10 protein-coding genes are annotated in these 16,687 nt (G+C 70.3%); 2 read left to right on the top strand and 8 right to left on the bottom strand.

Features of this window, described 5'->3' with window-relative positions; genetic code table 11:
* Positions 1 to 26 precede the first annotated feature (26 nt).
* On the top strand, positions 27 to 2,723 hold the full coding sequence (gene pepN / locus ABH937_RS08020) for an aminopeptidase N (RefSeq protein WP_280690404.1): 2,697 nt from the start codon (positions 27 to 29) through the stop codon (positions 2,721 to 2,723).
* 76 nt (positions 2,724 to 2,799) lie between these two features.
* Here pepN and ABH937_RS08015 read toward each other — a convergent pair whose 3' ends face one another.
* The 5 genes from ABH937_RS08015 to acnA form a co-directional block, all read right to left on the bottom strand.
* Positions 2,800 to 3,750, bottom strand: coding sequence for a carbohydrate ABC transporter permease (locus ABH937_RS08015; RefSeq protein WP_280690405.1), 951 nt, complete (start codon positions 3,748 to 3,750; stop codon positions 2,800 to 2,802).
* Positions 3,751 to 3,761: 11 nt separating this feature from the next.
* Positions 3,762 to 4,694: a carbohydrate ABC transporter permease gene (locus tag ABH937_RS08010; protein ID WP_370217700.1), complete on the bottom strand. Its 933-nt coding sequence runs from the start codon at positions 4,692 to 4,694 to the stop codon at positions 3,762 to 3,764.
* A gap of 164 nt (positions 4,695 to 4,858) precedes the next feature.
* Positions 4,859 to 6,247, bottom strand: a complete 1,389-nt coding sequence (gene ngcE / locus ABH937_RS08005) for an N-acetylglucosamine/diacetylchitobiose ABC transporter substrate-binding protein (protein WP_370217699.1) — start codon at positions 6,245 to 6,247, stop codon at positions 4,859 to 4,861.
* Between the two features lie 521 nt (positions 6,248 to 6,768).
* Positions 6,769 to 7,425 (bottom strand): maleylpyruvate isomerase family mycothiol-dependent enzyme, encoded by a 657-nt coding sequence (locus tag ABH937_RS08000; RefSeq protein ID WP_370217698.1) that lies wholly within the window; start codon positions 7,423 to 7,425, stop codon positions 6,769 to 6,771.
* A 101-nt stretch (positions 7,426 to 7,526) separates the two neighbouring features.
* Positions 7,527 to 10,172, bottom strand: a complete 2,646-nt coding sequence (acnA, locus tag ABH937_RS07995; protein ID WP_370217697.1) for an aconitate hydratase AcnA — start codon at positions 10,170 to 10,172, stop codon at positions 7,527 to 7,529.
* A gap of 318 nt (positions 10,173 to 10,490) precedes the next feature.
* Between acnA and ABH937_RS07990 the strand changes: the two genes are divergently transcribed.
* Positions 10,491 to 10,901: a type II toxin-antitoxin system VapC family toxin gene (locus ABH937_RS07990; protein WP_280690410.1), complete on the top strand. Its 411-nt coding sequence runs from the start codon at positions 10,491 to 10,493 to the stop codon at positions 10,899 to 10,901.
* An 89-nt stretch (positions 10,902 to 10,990) separates the two neighbouring features.
* Here ABH937_RS07990 and argF read toward each other — a convergent pair whose 3' ends face one another.
* From argF to ABH937_RS07975, 3 genes are all read right to left on the bottom strand, one after another.
* A complete protein-coding gene (gene argF, locus ABH937_RS07985; RefSeq protein WP_280690411.1) occupies positions 10,991 to 11,992 on the bottom strand; it encodes an ornithine carbamoyltransferase in 1,002 nt (333 codons plus the stop codon).
* A gap of 226 nt (positions 11,993 to 12,218) precedes the next feature.
* Positions 12,219 to 14,972: a polynucleotide kinase-phosphatase gene (locus ABH937_RS07980; protein ID WP_370217696.1), complete on the bottom strand. Its 2,754-nt coding sequence runs from the start codon at positions 14,970 to 14,972 to the stop codon at positions 12,219 to 12,221.
* Positions 14,969 to 16,627: a 3' terminal RNA ribose 2'-O-methyltransferase Hen1 gene (locus ABH937_RS07975; protein WP_370217695.1), complete on the bottom strand. Its 1,659-nt coding sequence runs from the start codon at positions 16,625 to 16,627 to the stop codon at positions 14,969 to 14,971. The genes ABH937_RS07980 and ABH937_RS07975 overlap by 4 nt, the downstream gene beginning before the upstream one ends.
* Between the last annotated feature and the right edge of the window lie 60 nt (positions 16,628 to 16,687).

Below are 16,687 nucleotides of genomic sequence, written 5' to 3'. Positions count from 1 at the left end.
TGCGAGCCGGACAAAGGAGTACCGCAGTGCCGGGCAAAAACCTCAGCCGGGACGAAGCGCAGGCGCGCGCCGGCATCCTCAGCGTGGACGGCTACGAGGTCCACCTCGACGTCACCGGCGCTCCGGACGCCTCGAACGCGACCTTCCGCTCCGTCACCACCATCCGCTTCCGCTGCACCGAGCCCGGCTCCGCGAGCTTCGCCGACCTGCTGGCGCCGAGCGTGCGGGCCGTCACCCTGAACGGCCGCCAGCTGGACCCGGCCACCACCTTCGACGGGACCAGGGTCGCGCTGCCCGAACTGGCCGTCGAGAACGTCCTGGTGGTCGACGCCGACTGCGCCTACAGCCGGACCGGCGAGGGGCTGCACCGGTTCACCGACCCGGCGGACGGTGAGACCTACCTCTACACCCACTACGAACCGGCCGAGGCCCGCCGGGTGTTCGCCAACTTCGAACAGCCGGACCTCAAGGCGCCCTACCGGTTCACCGTGACCGCGCCCGCCGCCTGGGACGTCTACGCCAACGAGGCCGAGGAGAGCGTCGAACAGGACGGCGCGGCGAAGACCTGGCGCTTCCTGGCCACCCAGCCGATCTCCACCTACCTGACCGCCGTGGTGGCCGGCCCGTACCACGTGGCACGCGACCACTGGAGCCGTGAACTGCCCGACGGCAGCACGCTGGAGATCCCGCTCGCGGCCACCTGCCGCAAGTCGCTGGCCCCGTACTTCGACGCCGACGAGATCTTCGAGGTCACCAAGCAGGGCCTGGACTTCTTCCACGACGAGTTCGACTACCCGTACCCGTTCGGCAAGTACGACCAGTGCTTCGTGCCGGAGTACAACATCGGCGCGATGGAGAACCCGGGCTGCGTCACCTTCCGCGAGGAGTACGTCTTCCGCTCGAAGGTCACCGAGGCCGCGTACGAGGCCCGGGCCAACGTCATCCTGCACGAGATGGCGCACATGTGGTTCGGCGACCTGGTCACCATGAAGTGGTGGGACGACCTGTGGCTCAAGGAGTCGTTCGCCGACTTCATGGGCGCGTTCGCGCAGCGCGAGGCGACCAAGTACCAGGCCGCCTGGGTGACTTTCGCCAACCAGCGCAAGGCCTGGGCCTACCGGCAGGACCAGTACCCGACCACCCACCCGATCACCGCGGACATCCGCGACGTCGAGGACGCCAAGCTCAACTTCGACGGCATCACCTACGCCAAGGGCGCCTCGGTGCTCAAGCAGCTGGTCGCCTACGCGGGCCGGGACGCCTTCTTCGAGGGCGCCCGCCGCTACTTCAAGGCGCACGCCTTCGGCAACACCGTGCTCGGCGACCTGCTGGAGGTGCTGGCCGTCACCTCCGGGCGCGGCGAGCAGGCGATGGCCGACTGGTCCAAGGCCTGGCTGCAGACCGCCGGCGTCAACGCGCTCACCCCGCAGCTGACCGTGGACGCCGAGGGCCGGATCACCGAACTCGCGGTCCTGCAGGACGGCGACACCCTGCGCCCGCACCGGATCGCGATCGGCCTCTACGACCGCGAGCCGGACGGCTCGCTGCTGCGCACCGCGCGGGTCGAGCTGGACGTCACCGGCGCCCGCACCGTGGTCCAGGAGCTGGCCGGCCGGCCGCGCCCGGCGCTGGTGCTGGTCAACGACGACGACCTGACGTACTGCAAGATCCGCTTCGACGAGGAGTCGCTGGCCACCCTGCGCGGCTCGCTCGGCTCCATCGAGGACACCCTGGCCCGGGCGCTGGTCTGGTCGGCCTGCTGGAACCTGACCCGGGACGCCCTGCTGCCGGCCCGCGACTACCTGGACCTGGTGCTGCGCTTCGCCGGCCAGGAGTCGGACATCGGCGTGCTGCAGACCCTGCACAGCCAGGCCTTGGCCGCGCTGGACCTGTTCGTCGACCCCGGCTACCGGGCCGAGGGGGCCGCGCTGCTGGCCTCCTGCGCACTGCGCGAACTGCGCGCGGCGGCGCCGGGCAGCGACCACCAGCTGGCCTGGGCCCGCTTCCTGGCCCAGACGGCGGATCAGGACCCGCTCCGAGCCGAAGAGCCCGCCGGTGTCGAAAGCGACGAGCGACAAGCGACCGAGGAACGAGGGAGTGCCGGAGCGAGGAACGTCGACACCGGGTCCGAGGGCCCGGAGGCGAGCGAGCGAATCACAGAACTCGGGTTGCTGGCGGAGCTGCTGGCCGGCACCGCCCGGATCGACGGTCTGGAGGTGGACCAGGACCTGCGCTGGTCGTTCTGGATCGCGCTGGCCGCCGCCGGGCAGGCGACCGTCGAGCAGCTGGATGCCGAGCTGAAGCGGGACCACACCGCCAGCGGCAACCAGAAGGCCACCCAGGCACTGGCCGCCCGGCCCACCGCCGAGGCCAAGGCGGCTGCCTGGTCGGCCGTGGTGGACGACGACTCGCTGCCCAACGCGATGGTCGGCGCGCAGACCGCGGGCTTCGCCCAGGCCGGACAGCGGGAGCTGACCGCGCCGTACACCGCGCGCTACTTCGAGCTGCTGGAGCGTATCTGGGCCGAGCGGAGCATCGAGATCGCGATCCGCTTCGTCAGCGGCTTCTTCCCGCGGCTGCAGACCGACCAGGCGACGCTGGCCGCCGCCGACGCCTGGCTGGACGGGCACCGGCAGGCCGCGCCGGCGCTGCGCCGGCTGGTCCTGGAGTGCCGCGACGAGCTGGCCCGCGCGCTGCGGGCGCAGGCGGCCGACCGGGCCTGACGCCCGGCCTGGTGCCCAGCCGACCATGACGCGGCCCGCCCCGGGTGCACCGGGGCGGGCCGCAGCGTGTCCGGCGCTACTTGAGGGTGGCCGAAGTGAGGCCGGCCTGCACCTGGCGCTGGAAGGAGAGGTAGACCACCAGCACCGGCAGCATGGCGATGGTCATCCCGGCGAACAGCGCCGGGAAGTTGCTCGCGTAACCGGACTGCTGCGCCAGGTTGATCAGGCCCTGGGTCAGCACCGAGTGGTCCGGGTCCCCGCCGTGCTGCTGCTGCATCAGGGTGACCGGCAGCAGGTACTGGTTCCACTGCCCGAGCACGTTGAAGATGCCGACGCTGATCAGCCCGGACTTCGCCATCGGCACCATGACCTGGAAGAACGCCCGGGTGTGCGAGCAACCGTCGATCATCGCCGCCTCGTGCACGGCGGTGGGCAGCGAGCGGAAGAAGGAGTACATGAAGAAGACGGTGAACGGCAGCGAGTAGGCGACGTACACCAGGATCAGGCCCAGGTAGCTGTTCAGGCCCAGCAGCGGGGAGATCTGCCCGAGGTTCTTCACCATGAAGAAGAGCGGCACCAGCGCCAGGTAGACCGGGAACATCGCGCCGGCCACGAAGAAGAAGTAGATGATCCGGTTGCCGGGGAACGCGTAGCGGGCCAGCACGTAGGCCGCCATCGAACCGAGCAGCATCGTCAGGGTGACCGAACCGACCAGCACGATCAGGGTGTTGGCGAAGTAGTGGGCGATCCCCTGGTGCCAGGCGTAGCTGAAGGCGCTGAAGCCCCAGTGCGCGGGCCAGGCCCAGGCGCTGCCGCCGATCTGCGCGTCGGTCTTGAAGGAGCCGAGCACGATCCAGACCAGCGGGCCGATGATCATCACTGCCCAGAGCGCCAGGAAGCCGTGCGAGAAGACGTTGAGCACCCCTCCCCCGTCGGCGAACCGCTGCTCCCTGGCGGGCTTGCGGGCCGGCGCGGGGTGGTCGCGCGGCGCGGGGACCTCGGTGGTCAGGTCGGCGTTGGTGGTCATCACGGCCCCGCTCAGTACTCGATCCGCTCGCGCCGGGTGACCCGCAGCGAGACGACGGACAGGATCAGCGTGATGAAGAAGATCACCACGCCCATGGCGCAGGCGTAGCCCGCCTTGCCGAAGGTGATGAAGTTGCGCATCAGGTAGGTCGACATGACCTCGGAGTGGTAGTTGGGCCCGCCGCCGTAGTAGGCGCCCTGGGTCATGGTGGAGACCAGGGCGAAGGCGTCCATCGCGGCGATCGCCAGGTAGACCCAGGCGGTCTGCACCGTCTCCCAGAGCAGCGGCAGGGTGATCGTGAAGAAGGTCTGGGTGCGCTTGGCCCCGTCCAGCAGCGCGGCCTCGTAGATGTCCTTCGGGATGGACTGCATCGCGGCCGAGAAGAGCACCAGGTAGAAGCCGACGCCCGACCAGACCAGCACGCCCATCACGCACCAGAGGGCGAGGTTCGGATCGGCCAGCCACTGCCAGGGGTGGTTCGCGTTCTCCAGACCCAGCTTGACCAGCACGCCGTTGAGCAGCCCGCCCTGGTCGGTGCGGTAGACCGCCTGGAAGAGCACCGACAGGATGGCCACCGAGAGCACCTGCGGGAAGAAGAAGATCACCTTGTAGAACCCCGCGCCGCGCACCCCCTGCACACCGCCGGTGCCGCCCCGGCCGCCGACGTTGAGCATGAAGGCGAAGAACAGCGCCAGCAGGATGGTGGCGATCGGCAGCAGCACCAGCAGCAGCAGGTTGTGCAGCAGCGCGGTACGGAAGACGCTGTCGCCGAAGAGCTGGGTGTAGTTCCGCAGCCCGACGAAGTGCATCGTCTGCGAGGCCCCGGACCAGTCGGTCAGGGAGTAGCCGAAGGTCTGCAGGTACGGCCAGATGACCAGCACCAGGTAGAGCACGACCGGGATGATGAGGAACCCCACGATGAAGGGGTACTTGCGGTGACGCATGCGCCTGCTCCTGTCCGCCACAGCCTGTGTCCGACAGGCTTGGTACCGCGGTGTCGCCCGAGGGTGGCACCCGAAGGTGCCGCCTGAAGGTGTCGCCCGAACACGCCAGGAGCACCGGGGCCCGTGAGCGGGCCCCGGTGTCCCTCCACTGAGCTGACCGCCGCTCAGACCTTCGAGCTGGTGGCGGCCTTGCCTGCCGCCACCCACTGCTGCGGGGTCATCCGGCTGTTGACCAGCTCGTTGGTGGCGTTCTGCAGCGCCAGGTCGTAGGCGGTCTGCAGGTCGCGGTAGGTGTAGTTGAAGGTGGCGGCACCCGCCGCGGTGACCGCCGCCGCCGAGGACTTGGTGCCCGGCTTGAGCGGCACGCTGGGATCGACCCCGTCCTTGAGCACGGTCAGCGAGTTGGCGGTCGAGGCGAACTTGCCGGAAGCCTCCTTGGTCAGCATGACCCGCAGGAACTCCAGGCCGCCCGCCTGGTTCCTGGCCTTCGTCGGCACGACGAACGGCTCGCCGGCGCCGGCCTGCACCGCGTTCTGCGGCATCTTGGCGCCGGCCAGCACGGGGAACGGCAGGAAGGCCATGTCGAAGTCGGCCGGGGTGATCTTGATCATCTCGTTCTCGAGCCAGGAGCCGCACGGGATGAAGGCGGCCTTGCCCTGGCACCAGGCGGTCTGCGACTCGGTGTGGGTCATGCCGTTGGTGCCGGGCAGCAGGTAGTCCTTCTGCATGATCTCGTAGAAGGCGCTGATCCCCGCGAGCACGGCCGGGTCGTCCCAGGCGGCCGGGTCCAGCGCGTCGATCCGGGCCACCAGGTCGGGGCCGCCCTGCTTGGCGATCATCCCCATGATCATGAAGTTGGCGTAGTACGGGTACTTGCCCTGGTGGCAGAAGGGGGCGATGCCGGCCTGCTTGATCGTGGCGCTGAGCGAGACGAAGTCGTCCCAGGTCTTGGGCGGGGTCCAACCCTTCTCCGTGAAGAGCTTGTTGGAGTACCAGAGGCCGTAGACGGTGTAGACGTAGTTGAGCGAGTACATCTTGCCGGCGATGGTGCCCTGGTCGATGGTGCCCGGCAGCAGCACGTCGCGGATCTTCTTGGACGGGTCGTCGCGGTAGGGCGCGTCGAGCAGCACGGTCAGGTCGGTCAGCTGGCCGGCCTTCTGCAGCACGTCGATCTTCATCTGCTGGGCGCCCGAGTCGTCGATGACGTCCGGCGGGTTGCCCGCGTTGAAGCGCGGCTGGAGCTTGCCGCTGATGTCCTGGGTGGCCAGCTGGCTGATCGTGGAGCCGGTGTAACTCCGCTTGTAGATGTCCTCGATGGGCTTGGCGTAGTCGGCGCCGTAGCCGCCGTCGAAGATCACGACGTCGAGCGGGTCGCTCGACTTCACCCCGAAAGGGTTGTCGGCGGAGCCGGTGGTCGGCGCGCTGCCGCCGCTACCGCTGCCGCCGGAGGCGGCACAGGCCGCGACCAGGGGGCCGCCGGCCGCCGCCATCACGGTCAGGGCGGCGGCGCGCTTGAAGATGTCGCGGCGGTTGTATTCGGTTGCAGAGCCCATGTGTGTGCTGACCCCTCGCTGTCAGGTGGTGCCACGATGCGGTGAACTCCGCTCCCGGGCAGGCTGGTTGCCGGGGCGGGTGACTGAGCAACGGCTCGACGGACGACCAGGCGAACAGCTCTGGTGGATCGTCAATTTGCCTGTCCCCCAAGCACTTTGGCTTTTCGTCAAGACCAAGGCGCTGGTCAGGACAGGGTTTTGTCGATGCGAAAAGGTATAGTCCTCTGTTCACTCGGCGGCAATAGTCTCCCCGTCGCAAGCGGTCCGGAGCACTCAAAGCGTTGCCGGCGGTGCAGCATGTGCAATGTTCAGGGAACCTGCATATTTGCCGGACTCCGCTCGGCTGCCGCCTCGGATGCCCTTTGCGTCGAGACCCTAGCGCGATCCTGATCACTTGGCCATAGAAATGAGCAGCTTCGAGCAGAAGTGGGCATGAAGGCATGAAGGCATGGGGGCATGCGGTGATTGCGGGTCCGGGTCCGGGTCCGCGTCCGGGTCCGCGTCCGGGTCCGGGTCCGCGGTCAGTGCGCGGGCAGCCGCTCGGCCAGGGTGGCCACTCCAGGGCCGGTCAGCTCGGCCAGGCCCGCCCGGCGCCCGGCGATCACCAGCAGCAGGTCAAGCAGCGGGCCGCTGACCCCGTTGCCCTCAGCCGGCTCGCCGGCCGACCAGGCGGCGTCGGTCGCGGTCAGCTGAAGCCCGGCGATCCGCTTCTTGCCGCCGATCAGCAGGTTGGTGCCGCGGTAGAAGTCGGCGCAGCGGATCAGCGCCTCCTGGGGGTACTCGTGCGCGATGCCGAGCGGGCGCCGGATGTCCTCCGCGTGCACCACGGTCTCGCCCAGCCAGCTCTCCACCGGGCCCGGCGGGTGGTCGGTCGAGTCGATCTGCGCGGCGAAGGCGTTCACCGTGGTCGCCGGGCGGCCCCGGGTCAGCTCATGGATCTCGCGGTCGGTCATCACGTCGAACCGGAAACGGGCGCGGGCCAGCTTGGCGAAGAACGCCGGGGGCGTCATCCGGGCGGTGGCGGCCAGGTGCGCCAGGGTGTCACGGACCGTGCGTCCCGCACAGAGCGAGAAGACGACCCACTGCTCGGGGGTCAGCTGCTGCACGTCGGCGAGCAGCGCGCGCCGCTCGGCGTGGATCAGCGCCCAGGTCTCGGAGGGATCGGATCGCGTCGCCATGTTTCTGGAATAGCACGGTTTCCGGAACAGCACGGGCCGCACCCCTCCACAGGAGGAGCGCGGCCCGTGTGTCACCGGCTACTGTCAGCCGCTGTGCTCGATCAGCCGATCAGGCTGCGCAGCACGTACTGCAGGATGCCGCCGTTGCGGTAGTAGTCCGCCTCGCCGGGGGTGTCGATGCGCACCACCGCGTCGAACGTGATGCCACCCGCGGTGACCTTGACGGTCTTCGGGGTGCGACCCTCGTTCAGCTCGGTCACGCCGGTGAGGGCGAAGGTCTCCTCGCCGGTCAGGCCCAGCGAGTCGGCGTTCTGGCCCTCGGGGAACTGCAGCGGCAGCACGCCCATGCCGATCAGGTTCGAGCGGTGGATGCGCTCGTAGGACTCGGCGATGACGGCCTTGACGCCCAGCAGCGCGGTGCCCTTGGCCGCCCAGTCGCGCGACGAGCCGGAGCCGTACTCCTTGCCCGCCAGGACGACCAGCGGGGTGCCGGCGGCCTGGTAGTTCTGCGAGGCGTCGTAGATGAACGCCACTGGCGCGTCGGCCTGGGTGAAGTCGCGGGTGTAGCCGCCCTCGGTGCCCGGCGCGATCTGGTTGCGCAGGCGGATGTTGGCGAAGGTGCCGCGGATCATCACCTCGTGGTTGCCACGGCGCGAGCCGTACGAGTTGAAGTCCCGCTTCTCCACGCCGTGCTCGGTGAGGTACTGGGCGGCGGGCGTACCGGCCTTGATGTTGCCGGCCGGGGAGATGTGGTCGGTGGTGACCGAGTCGCCCAGCTTGGCCAGCACGCGGGCACCGGCGATGTCGTTCACCGGGCTCGGGGTCTTGGCCATGCCCTCGAAGTACGGGGGCTTGCGGACGTAGGTGGACTCGGCGTCCCACTCGAAGGTGTTGCCGGTCGGGATCGGCAGCGACTGCCAGCGGTGGTCACCGGCGAAGACGTCGGCGTAGTCCTTGGTGAACATGTCCTGGTCGATCGAGCTGGCGACCACCTCGGCCACCTCCAGCTCCGACGGCCAGATGTCGGCGAGGAAGACGTCGTTGCCGTCGGCGTCCTGGCCCAGGGCGGCGCGGGTGATGTCGACGTTCATGTTGCCGGCCAGGGCGTAGGCGACCACCAGCGGCGGGGAGGCCAGGTAGTTCATCTTGACGTCCGGGTTGATCCGGCCCTCGAAGTTGCGGTTGCCGGAGAGCACCGACACCACGGCGAGGTCGGCCTCGTTGACCGCGGCGGAGACCTCCTCGGGCAGCGGGCCCGAGTTGCCGATGCAGGTGACGCAGCCGTAGCCGACCAGGTTGAAGCCCAGCTTCTCCATGTAGGGGAGCAGGCCGGCCTTCTCGTAGTAGTCCATGACGACCTTGGACCCGGGGGCCAGGGTGGTCTTGACCCAGGGCTTGACGTGCAGGCCCTTCTCCACGGCCTTCTTCGCCAGCAGGGCGGCGCCCAGCATGACGGAGGGGTTGGAGGTGTTGGTGCAGGAGGTGATCGAGGCGATCACGACCGCGCCGTTGTCGATCTCGTACGACGAACCGTCAGGAGCGGTGACGGCGGTCGGCTTCGAGGCCTCGGCGGCGTAGGAGGGCAGCGCCTCGGCGAACTTGGCGGCGGCCTCGGCGAGGACCACGCGGTCCTGCGGGCGCTTCGGGCCGGCGATCGACGGCACGACGGTGGCGAGGTCCAGCTCCAGGTACTCGGAGTAGACCGGCTCGACGGACGGGTCGTGCCACAGGCCCTGCTCCTTGGCGTACGCCTCGACCAGGGCGAGCTGCTGCTCGCTGCGGCCGGTCAGGCGCAGGTAGTGCAGGGTCTCGTCGTCGATCGGGAAGATCGCGCAGGTCGAGCCGAACTCCGGCGACATGTTGCCGATGGTGGCGCGGTTGGCCAGCGGGATCGCGGTGACGCCGGCGCCGTAGAACTCGACGAACTTGCCGACCACACCGTGCTTGCGCAGCATCTCGGTGATGGTGAGCACCAGGTCGGTGGCGGTGGCGCCGGCCGGCAGCTGGCCGTTGAGCTTGAAGCCGACCACGCGCGGGATCAGCATGGAGACCGGCTGGCCGAGCATGGCCGCCTCGGCCTCGATGCCGCCGACGCCCCAGCCCAGCACGCCCAGGCCGTTGACCATGGTGGTGTGCGAGTCGGTGCCGACGCAGGTGTCGGGGTAGGCCTGGCCGCCGCGGACCATGATGGTGCGGGCCAGGTGCTCGATGTTCACCTGGTGCACGATGCCGGTGCCCGGCGGGACGACCTTGAACTCGTCGAACGCGGTCTGGCCCCAGCGCAGGAACTGGTAGCGCTCCTTGTTGCGGCCGTACTCGATCTCGACGTTCTGGGTGAAGGCGTCCTTGGTGCCGAACTTGTCGGCGATCACCGAGTGGTCGATGACCAGCTCGGCCGGGGCCAGCGGGTTGATCTTGGCCGGGTCGCCGCCCAGCTCCTTGACGGCCTCACGCATGGTGGCGAGGTCCACCACGCAGGGCACGCCGGTGAAGTCCTGCATGATCACGCGGGCCGGCGTGAACTGGATCTCCTCGCTCGGCTGGGCGTTCTGGTCCCAGTTGCCGAGGGCGCGGATGTGGTCGGCGGTGATGTTCGCGCCGTCCTCGGTGCGCAGCAGGTTCTCCAGCAGCACCTTGAGGCTGTACGGCAGCCGCTCGGAACCCTCGACGGCGGAGAGCTTGAAGATCTCGTACGACTCGTCGCCCACCTGCAGCGAGCTGCGGGCGTCGAAGCTGTTCGCGGACACGACTGACTCCTTCTAGGTGCTTCGTGCGGCTACTAGGGCTCGGGTGGGGGCTCGAGTGGACCACACGCTGAAGCCCGGGATCGCCTCTCGGCATTTATCTTGACATCAAGATAAACCCTAGCGCGGAGTTATCTCGATGTCGAGATAAACCATAGTGCATGGGCAGACGCAGAGTGACCTCAGGCAGCCTGCGGCGCGCCCGCCCGGCCGCCGCCGCGCTCCGGCCGCGGTCCGGCCGCATGCCGGCCGCGTGCCGGCGGTCGAGTACCGGCCCGGGTCGATGGATTCCGGCCGGTTCCGGGTCGCTAGCGTGGGGGCATGATCGTCGTCGATGCCTCCGCACTCGTACTCGCACTGGCGGACCAGGGCGAGCGTGGAGTGGCGGCCCGGGCCGCGCTCGCGGCCGACCCGGAGTGGGCCGCGCCCGAACACCTGTTGATCGAGGTGATGCAGTCGCTCCGGGGCCGCTACCTCGCCAAGGAGAACACCGCCGAGCAGGTCGCGGCGGTGGCGGCCGAGCTGCCCCGGATCGCGTTCCGCAAGATGGAGCTGGCCCCGTTGCTCGGCCGCGTCTGGGAGTTGAAGGACAATCTGACCCCCGACGACGCCGCCTACGTGGCGGTGGCCGAGCTGCTCGATGCGCCACTGGTCACCGCCGACCTGCGGCTCGCCCGGGCCAGCGGGCCACGGTGCGAGATCCGCGGGATCCACGGGGCCGCGAACCGCTGAGGCGGGGCCGCAGGGCAGCAGCGGCCCCGCCTCAGCGCCGCTGCGGGCGCGGGGTGCGGGGTGCGGGGGTGCGGGGTGCGGGGTGCGGCTCAGCTGCCGAGGGTGGCGACCAGCACGGCCTTGATCGAGTGCAACCGGTTCTCGGCCTGGTCGAAGACGATGGAGTGCGTCGACTCGAAGAGCTCGTCGGTGCACTCCAACTCGGCCATGCCGGTGGCCTCGAACAGCTGCCGGCCGAGCTTGGTGCCCAGGTCGTGGAACGCCGGCAGGCAGTGCAGGAACTTGACCCGCGGATTGCCGGTGGCCCGCACGGTGTCCATCGAGACCTGATAGGGCTTCAGCAGCTCGATCCGCTCGGCCCAGGCCTCCTTGGGCTCCCCCATCGACACCCAGACATCGGTGTAGAGGAAGTCGGCGTCGGCAACGCCCGCGGCAACCTCCTCGGTGAGGGTGATCCGGGCGCCGCTTGCGGCCGCGAGCTGTTCGGCGGCCTTGCGGACCTCCTCGGCCGGCCACAGTTGCTCAGGGGCGACGATCCGGATGTCCATGCCGAGCAGCGCACCGGTGACCAGCAACGAGTTGCCCATGTTGGAGCGGGCATCGCCGAGGTAGGCGAGGGTCACCTCGGTCAGCGGCTTGCGGCAGTGCTCCTGGATGGTGAGCACGTCGGCCAGCATCTGGGTGGGGTGCCACTCATCGGTCAGCCCGTTCCAGACCGGCACCCCGGCGTGCGCCGCCAACTCCTCGATCAGCGCCTGGCCGTGCCCCCGGTACTGGATGCCGTCGAACATCCGGCCGAGCACCCGGGCGGTGTCCTTGACCGACTCCTTGTGACCGATCTGCGAACCGGCCGGGTCCAGGTAGATGGCGTTGGCGCCCTGGTCGGCGGCGGCCACCTCGAAAGCGCAGCGGGTCCGGGTCGAGGTCTTCTCGAAGATCAGCGCGATGTTCTTGCCGCGCAACCGGGGCTGCTCGGTACCCGCGTACTTGGCGGCCTTGAGCTGGGCGGCGAGGTCGATCAGGAAGTGGAACTCCTGAGCCGTGAAGTCGAGCTCCTTGAGGAAGTGCCGATTCCTGAGGTTCAAAGCCATGGCCGGGCTCCTGGGTGGGACGGGGACAGGGGACAACGAAGAGAGGCCAGGCAATAGTATACGAGGACATGAATTTCTATACATCGGGCTGCCGGTGCCGGCCACCCTGGTCACTCCAGGGTGGCCGGGCGCGGTCACCCTGGAGTGACCGCACCGTCGCGCCGGACTGCCACCTGCCAGCCCGCCGGCTCCCCCGCCGGACAGTCCGCCGGCTCGCCGCCGGCCGCTACAGGCGCGGGTCCACCGGCTCCGACTCCAGCGCCAGCACGGCGAACACCGGCTCGTGCACCCGCCAGAGCGGCTCCCCGCCCGCCAGCCGGTCCAGTGCCTCCAGGCCCAGCGCGTACTCGCGCAGCGCGAGCGAGCGCTTGTGGCCGAGCGAACGCTGACGCAGCGCACCGAGGTGCTCGGTGTAGTCGGGGCCGTAGATCAACCGCAGGTACTCCCGGCCGCGGACCTTCAGCCCCGGCTGCACCAGCCCACCGGGCCGCCCCTCCCCCGGTGCGCCCCGCACCAGCGAAGCGAGCGGCTTGACCACCATGCCCTCACCGCCGGCCTCGGTCAGCTCCTCCCACCAGGCGATGCCGGCGGCGATCGAGGCCTCGTCCTCGGTGTCGACCAGCAGACGCCCGGTGGCCCGCAGCAGTGGCTCCGGCTGCTGCTGCGCACCCGGCTCGACGCCCACCGCCACGGCCTCCTTGACCCACTCCTCGTCGGCCGCGACCAGGCGGTCGAGCCAGGCGAGGTGTTCGTCGTGCGGACGCACCGCGAGGTTGGCGCCCTCGGCGGCCAGCAGCTGGAACGGCGCCAGCCGGACCCCGTTCAGCCCCTCGGTGGGCCAGCAGTAGCGACGGTAGGCCGCACTGAACGCCTCGGCGTCGACCGCTCGGCGGCGGTGCCGTTCGGTCAGCTCGGTCAGGCCGTCGATCCCCCGGGCGGCCGCCTGCTCCAGCGCCGCGAGCACCTCGGGCAGCGCGGAGCGGGCCGCCGCCCCCACCGCCGCGTACTGACGGCGCAGCAGCTCCAGCGCCTTGAGCGACCAGGGCAGCAACTCGGCGTCCAGCAGCAGCCAGTCGGTGGCCAACTCGGCGAAGAGCCCGGCACGCTCGGCAGCGACCCGCACCCGTGTGAGCAGTGCCTCGGTCAGCTCCTGGTCACCGAGGAAGGCGCGCCCCGTCCTGGTCCAGACGGCGCCGGGACCGGCCAGGCCGAACCGCTGCTCCAGCGCCTGCGGATCACGCGCCACCAGCAGCACGGCTCGCGAGCCCATGTGCTTCTCCTCGCAGATCACCTGCCGTACGCCGTCGGCGCGGTAGGCGAAGAAGGCCTCCTCGGGGTGCTCCAGGTAGCCCTCGCGCCGGGAGGTGGCGCTCGGGGCCATGGTCGGCGGCAGGTAGGCGAGCAGCCGCGGGTCGAGCGCGAAGCGGCTCATCACCTCCAGTGCGGCGGCCGCGTTCTCCTCGCGGACCGAGACCCGGCCGGCCAGCGAGGTCTCCACCACCCGGCGCCCGGCCACATCGGCGAGGTCCAACGGGCGGCCCTCCCTGGCACCCGGGGCATCGCTGATCATCGGACGCACCGGCGCGTACCACTCCCGCTCGGCCGGGACGCTGACCAGCTCGCGCTCCGGGTAGCGCAGCGCGGTCAGGCTGCCGCCGAAGACGCAGCCGGTGTCCAGGCAGATGGTGTTGTTGAGGAAGCTCGCCACCGGCACCGGCGTGTGGCCGTAGACCACCAGCGCCTTGCCCCGGTACTCCTCGGCCCACGGGTAGCGGACCGGCAACCCGAACTCGTCGGTCTCGCCGGTGGTGTCCCCGTACAGGGCGTGCGAGCGCACCCGGCCGGAGTTGCGGCCGTGGTACCGCTCCGGCAGGCCGGCGTGGCAGACCACCAGGTCGCCGCCGTCCAGCAGGTAGTGGCTGACCAGGTCGCGCATGAAGGCCCGGACCTCGGTGCGGAACTCCTCCGGCTCGGCGGCCAGCTGGTCCAGCGACTCCCGCAGGCCGTGCGCGACGGTGACCTGACGGCCGCTCAGCGCGCGTCCCAGCTTGTTCTCGTGGTTGCCGGGCACGCAGAGCGCGTGCCCGGCCGCGACCATGCCCATCACCAGGCGCAGCACGCCCGGGGTGTCCGGGCCGCGGTCGACCAGGTCACCGACGAAGACCGCGGTGCGGCCCGCGGGGTGCGCGGCGTCCACCGGGCGGCCCTGGTCGTCACGGGTGAGCTGATAGCCGAGGCGGGTGAGCAGGGTCTCCAGCTCGGCCCGGCAGCCGTGGATGTCGCCGACGAGGTCGAACGGACCGGTGCGCTCGCGCAGGTCGTTCCAGCGCTTCTCCAGGACGATCTCGGCGGCCGCCACCTCGGCCACCCCGCGCAGGTGGTGGACCTTGCGGAAACCCTCACGCTCCAGGCCGTTCAGCGAACGGCGCAGCTCGCGGTGCTGACGCGGGATCACATGCGCGCCGAACGCGCGATCGGGTCGGCTGCGGTTGCGCTCGGCGCAGACCCCTGGCGGGACGTCCAGCACGATCGCGATCGGCAGCACGTCGTGCGCCCGGGCGAGCGCGACCAGCTGCTTGCGCGCGGCGGGCTGCACATTGGTCGCGTCGACCACGGTGAGCCGCCCGGCCGCCAGTCGCTTGCCGACGATGTAGTGGAGCAGCTCGAAGGCGTCGGCGGAGGCCGACTGGTCGTTCTCGTCGTCCGAGATCAGGCCGCGGCAGTAGTCCGACGAGATCACCTGGGTGGGCGCGAAGTGCCGGCGGGCGAAGCTGGACTTGCCCGAGCCGCTGATGCCGACCAGCACCACGAGGGAGAGGTCGGTGACCGGCAGCCGCCGGGGCGCGGAAGCATCCGGCTCCGTCGGGGTGTGCGGGTCCGTCGGGGTGTGCGGGTCCGTCGGGGTGTGCGGGTCCGTCGGGGTGTGCGGGTCCGTCGGGGTGTGCGGGTCCGTCGGGGTGTGCGGTGTCTGGTCGGTCATCGGGATGCACTCCTCTCGGGGGTGGCGCCGGCGGGTTCGACACCGCGGCGGAACAGGGCGAGCTGGGTGGGCGGGCCGACCTGCGGGTCGTCCTGGCCCACCGGGCGGAAGGCGACGGTGTACCCGTAGTTCGCCGCCACCAGCTCGGCCCAGGAGCGGAACTCGGCCCGGTCCCACTCGAAGCGGTGGTCGGCGTGCCGGTGGTGACCCGCCGGGAGGGTCTCCCACCGCACGTTGTACTCGACGTTGGGCGTGGTGACGATCACGGTCGCCGGGCGCGCGGCACCGAAGACCGCGTGCTCGAGCGCCGGGAGCCTGGGCAGGTCCAGATGCTCGATCACCTCGCAGAGCACCGCCGCGTCGTAGCCCTTGAGCCGGGCGTCGGTGTAGGTCAGCGCCCCCTGCACCAGCCGCACCCGAGCCGCCTGACGCTCCGACAGCCGCTCCAGCCTCAGCTTGCGGGCGGCCGCCGCCAGCGCGCTGGAGGAGACGTCGACGCCGAGGACCTCGGTGATCCGCTTCTCCTTGAGCAGCGCACCGACCAACTCCCCCTGGCCGCAGCCGAGGTCGAGCACCCGGGCGGCGCCCACCTCGGCCAGCAGCCCGACGATCGCCTCACGGCGCTGCCGCGCGAGCGGGACTGGCTTGGCAGCATCGGCCTCCAGCGACTCGGGGTCCTGCGGCTCGGGATCCTGCGGTGGCTGCGGTACCTGTGCAGCTGCGGTTGCCTCGGTCGGTGCGATCGGTGGGATCGCTTCGGCGGTCTCCGGCAGCCCCGGCGTCCCGCTGTCCGGCTCCAGAGTGACGGCGTTGTCCAGCTCCTCGGCCTCGCTGTCATCGGCCTCGGCGAGCCGGGCCAGCTCCAGGCGGCGCAGCGCCTCGTTCGCCAGCGACCAGCGGCGGTGCAGGTAGCGGCGGGTGATCAGGGCACGCTCGGGGTGGTTCGCGAGCCATCCCTCCCCCGCGTCGAGCAACTTGTCGACCTCGTCCGGCGCCACCCAGTAGTGCTTGGCACCGTCCAGCACCGGCAGCAGCACGTAGAGCTGCTGGAGCGCGTCGGACAGCAGCAGGGTGCCGGTGAGCTCCAGGCGCTGGTATCGCGAGTCGCCCCAGGCCGGAAAGGTCTCGTCCAGCGGGATCGCCGAGCTGGTGACCTCCCAGCCGAGCGGCTCGAAGAGCCGGTTGACCAGCGACGGCGCCTCCGACGCCGGGTCGGGCCGGTGACTCTCGCCGCCGCCCACGGCGACCGCAGGCAGCCGCACGGTCAGCGTCCGCGCCTGCTCGGCCAGTCCCGGCCGCTGCTCGCAGACGCCCTTCATCGCCGTCCGGAACACCGTGCGCAGCGCCACCGCGAGCAGTGAGGAGGCCGCGTACGGTCGGTCGTTGACGTACTGGGAGAGTGCGGCGGCGCCCGTGGTCGCGCTCGGGGAGCCGGACCGTCCCTTGCCCCGGCCACGCCGGACCAGCGAGATCGGGTCGACGTCGAGCAACAGCGCGGCTGTGCACCGCTGCTCGCTCGCCTCGGGATAGAAGACGTGGGCATCGCCGTGTGACGTGCTGAAGCGCTGTGCCTTCCCAGGGTGCTTGTGCAGCAGGTAGCCCAGGTCGGTGGCCGGGTGCTCGGCAGTTCCGGTGGTGGAGATCGAAATGAACACCTGCTCGAGTATTCCGGTCGTCCGGTGCCCGAAGCACGTGGTTTTGTCGCGGCCGGGGCT

This window comes from Kitasatospora sp. GAS1066B (assembly GCF_041262605.1).
Taxonomy (GTDB): Bacteria; Actinomycetota; Actinomycetes; order Streptomycetales; family Streptomycetaceae; genus Kitasatospora.
Note: the sequence above shows the minus strand (reverse complement) of the source record. Positions and strands in the feature narration are given on the sequence as shown.

What these genes read in the sequence shown, in the direction of transcription:
- ABH937_RS07990 (WP_280690410.1), top strand. Translation starts at nt 10,491, where the DNA reads ATGATCGTCGTCGATGCCTCCGCACTCGTACTCGCACTGGCGGACCAG.
- ABH937_RS07980 (WP_370217696.1), bottom strand. Translation starts at nt 14,972, where the DNA reads ATGACCGACCAGACACCGCACACCCCGACGGACCCGCACACCCCGACG.
- argF (WP_280690411.1), bottom strand. Translation starts at nt 11,992, where the DNA reads ATGGCTTTGAACCTCAGGAATCGGCACTTCCTCAAGGAGCTCGACTTC.
- ABH937_RS08015 (WP_280690405.1), bottom strand. Translation starts at nt 3,750, where the DNA reads ATGACCACCAACGCCGACCTGACCACCGAGGTCCCCGCGCCGCGCGAC.
- ABH937_RS08010 (WP_370217700.1), bottom strand. Translation starts at nt 4,694, where the DNA reads ATGCGTCACCGCAAGTACCCCTTCATCGTGGGGTTCCTCATCATCCCG.
- ABH937_RS08000 (WP_370217698.1), bottom strand. Translation starts at nt 7,425, where the DNA reads ATGGCGACGCGATCCGATCCCTCCGAGACCTGGGCGCTGATCCACGCC.
- ngcE (WP_370217699.1), bottom strand. Translation starts at nt 6,247, where the DNA reads ATGGGCTCTGCAACCGAATACAACCGCCGCGACATCTTCAAGCGCGCC.